Below are 3,609 nucleotides of genomic sequence, written 5' to 3' on the forward strand. Positions count from 1 at the left end.
TGGGCCAGAAGAAGCTCGTTCTTCTCAGCTTCGCTCAGCACATGAAGCGGGGGTGGGGCCATCAGCAGGGTGAATCAAACTCCGAGTCACCGCGCAACCATTTTCTGCCAACCTCCTGAGCAGTTACCTTATCGGAGGTCATCTGGAAAATTCTGAAGGCGGCGCACTTCTGAATTCAAGTAAATTTCAAAACCTCCGATCTGCTATTGAGAGTTATTATTCAGAGGCATTTTCCCCCGAGATCGTAAATGCCATAGAGTTCGTTGAGAACATTGAATTACAAGGTAAGATTATCGCTAAATTCCTTGAGGTGGGCGGGAAGGGTTCGTCCTCAGTAAAGGCAGCGGTCTCAGGCTTTCAAACCACCTTACTGGATATAGAGCGCCAGTTTAAGGAGGCTATTGGGTCATTGAAGTTAGGCAAAGATCACATTGTTTTTATAGATGGGGTCGACATTCGTCCTGATGATATCGACTTCGATACATACATCGAATGCATCAAAGGTCTTGCGAATGCCGTTTGGAGCCTAAATCTTGATTATTTTGCGAAAATTCGAGATTCTAAGGGACGGATTAAAGTTGTCCTCCTGCTAAGGCCTGATATTTTCGACAAAATTAAATTTCATAATAGCAACGCCAAAATGCGTGACAACTCAGTTGTTCTGGATTGGAAAACGACTTATTCTGATTATCGGACATCGCGAATTTATCGTTTGGCAGACAACTTGCTGGGAAAGCAACAAAAAATTGGTCGAGAGCTAAAATTGGGTGAAGGTTGGGAGCACTATTTCAATTATAAAATTGTCAATTATCGTATCGCAGAAAGGCTCGACGATCCTTTTATCGGGTTCCTACGCTATTCCTTTTATCGCCCGCGTGACGTAATTTCTTACTTGGATATTCTCAAGAAATATGTTGAGGAACATCGTCCGTCGGGAGATGTATTTACCGATAAAGATTTTACAAACTGCCAGCAGGCTTATTCAGACTATCTGCTCGGCGAGGTAAAAGACTACCTTGGCTTCTACCACTCAGAAGCGAATTTCGATGAGCTTACTGGTTTTTTTCGGTTTATGCACGGAAGATCACGGTTTTCATGGCGTGAATTCACCGGCGCTTTTCGGGAGCATTCGTTAAGCCTCAGGAATAGAATTTTGACAATTTCAGAACTTCAGGAAGGGCCTGAGCAGTTGCTGCAGTTTCTTTACAGCATGAATGTTGTGGGATATGACGAATTTGTTGACGAAAAATCAGGTAACTTTGCCCATTGGTGCTTTCGTGATAGAACAGCCGTGGTCTTAAATCCGAAGATCCCCCCTAATTTGGGCGCTGCAAACGAAAAACCTTATTCCGTTCATCCCGGCTTAGTTCGTGCTCTAAAGCTCGGAAAATGACTAGACGAAGATGGATGCATTCTGAAAAGTGTTCATCCCACTCGTTTAATTGGGATCGGGCATTGTGTCTGTAGAAATTGTTAAATCGGGTAACCAAGGCGGAAGTCGGCGGGCGTGATGGGTCATTCAGTGGACGTGAATGTACAGCGGCTTTCGGCTTGAGCCGACCTTCCAGTGACCGCACCGGAACCTCGCGTGCTGCCGAAGCCTGTCGTCTACTATGCAGCCTCGGCGATGGCGCCTATATTGCCTCAGGCGCTTGGAACTGTCGGTCCGCTAACGGCCCAGCGCAGCTTCTGGCGGACGAACCATCCCACCCCCTCCCCCCCCACACACAAAAAGTGTCATCCCGGAGCGGGGCCGGGATGACACTTTTTGGTATGGGGGGGAGGGGCGTTGTCGGGTGGTGGGGTGGCGCGGGTGCGCGTCAGGTTGCGCTAGAAGTCGAACCTGATTGCGCCGACTACCGTGCGGCCGTCGATGGCGCGGGCGAAGCCTATGCCGTTGGTGGGGACGGTGCTTTGGTTGACTTCGAAAATGCCCATCGTGTTGAACAGGTTGCTGGCGTTGAGCGTCAGGCTGAGCCGTTCGACCGGGCGGTACTGGGCAAAGGCGCCGACGGTAGTGAAGCCGGGCATCTTGAGCAGGTTGGAATCCTGCGCATAGCTGCTGGTGATCGCCACGACATTGGCCCCCAGCGTGACCTTGTCGCCCACTTGCACTTCGGGCGTGGCGGTGACGCTCAGCGCGGGCTGGTGGCGCGGCTCCTTGCCGGTCAGCGTTGCGTCGAGCCGGTCGGTGGTGATCTTGGCCTTGGTATACGTCGCGCCCCAGGCGAGGCTGAACGGCCCGCGCTGGAAACCGCCCTCAAGCTCGACGCCGTGCGCCGAGTACGACCGGTCGGTGCGCGCGGCCGAGCCGTTGAGCACGTTGTGGTCGCTGGCGGTGACGCGGAACACCGTGGCGTTCAGCGTGATGCCGTCCTTGCGGAACTTGAACCCGCCTTCCAACTGGCGAACCTCGTCATACTTGTCGCGCGGGTTGGCGACGGTGCCGTCGGTCGCGCTCACCACCGGGGTGAACAGGATCTTGTCGGCATTGGCGCGCCCGCCCCGGCTATAGCGGGCGAACAGCGAGAACGGCTCGGCCACGCGGTAGTTGACCCCCGCCGAATAGCTGAAGTAACCGTAGTTGTAATTGACCGGCGCGGGCTGGGTCAGCGGCAGATAGGCAACGCGCTTTTCGGCGGCCGAGATCACTCCGTCGCCGTTGACGTCGTACGAGATCAGCCCGTTGCGCCCGCCGCCAAGGTCCGCGCCGATCAGCGATCCGCGCACCCGCCCGCTGTCATAGCGCAAGCTGCCGCCGACCGCGAACTTGCCGACGTGGTAATTGACCGAGCCATAAGGCGCGAACACATCGTACTGCACGTTGAAGATGCGGCGGAACAGGCTGGTGCCCCGCGCAAAGGCGTAATAGCCGTTGAGCGTCTGCGGCGCGCCAGCGGCATTGGCGATGTTGACCATCGCGGTCTGGCCGTTGCCGTTGACGTCGATGTCGACAGCGGTGTGCAGCCATTCGGTGTGGATCGTCTGCGAGGCGAAATAGACCCCGGCGGTGGTGGTCAGATCGCCGCCCGACACCTTCCACACGCGTGAGGCGCGCAAGTCGTCGGTCACGTCGTCCAGCGAGGGTACGCGGGTGTACGAGATGTAGTACAGCGCCAGCAGGCCGTTGCCGTTGAGCGCAGGGCTGGTGGGAATGGCCTGCCCGGCCAGCGGTCCGGTGGCATAGCTGGCGGTCGCGCCGGTGCCGCCCTGGCTGGCGGCAAAAGCCGACACCGTGTTGGCGCTCGACGAGAAGGCGCGGCTGAAATCGCCGCCGTTCTTCGAATAACGCAAACGGTTGCTGATGGTCCATCCCGCCACGTCGAACTGCGCTTCCAGCCCCAGCGACTTGGACACCGCGTGCTGCCCGGTATCGAGTTGCAGCGAGGCCAACTTGTTGTTGCCATCCAGCGTCACGATCGGCCCGACATAGGGCGACAGCACGGAATCGCGCCGCAGATCGAAGTTGGCGAAGTTCTGATAGAGCCCGATTCAAAAGTCTGTCATGCGGCTGAAAGTCGCGCAATTCTGCGGGTTAGCATCCGGATAGAAGCGATATTCGCCCACGCGGTCGAGCTCTCGATGGAGCGTTCCCAGTCTTTGGCGAGG

Annotated in this window: 2 protein-coding genes and 1 pseudogene; 1 reads left to right on the forward strand and 2 read right to left on the reverse strand. The window is 56.1% G+C overall.

Translation table 11 applies throughout. From position 1 onward, the window contains the following. Positions 1-169: 169 nt before the first annotated feature. Entirely contained in the window at positions 170-1,393 is a 1,224-nt protein-coding gene (locus tag LDN95_RS22895; RefSeq protein WP_370631736.1) for a P-loop ATPase, Sll1717 family, read from the forward strand. A gap of 437 nt (positions 1,394-1,830) precedes the next feature. On the opposite strand, the gene LDN95_RS22900 is transcribed toward LDN95_RS22895, so the two are convergent. Both LDN95_RS22900 and LDN95_RS22905 read right to left on the reverse strand, forming a co-directional pair. Further along, entirely contained in the window at positions 1,831-3,444 is a 1,614-nt protein-coding gene (locus LDN95_RS22900; RefSeq protein WP_226019808.1) for a TonB-dependent receptor, read from the reverse strand. Positions 3,445-3,503: 59 nt separating this feature from the next. Continuing rightward, positions 3,504-3,609, reverse strand: a pseudogene (locus LDN95_RS22905) (IS5/IS1182 family transposase); the annotation flags it as partial.

The sequence above is a fragment of the Novosphingobium sp. FKTRR1 genome, assembly GCF_020404405.1.
Lineage (GTDB): Bacteria > Pseudomonadota > Alphaproteobacteria > Sphingomonadales > Sphingomonadaceae > Novosphingobium.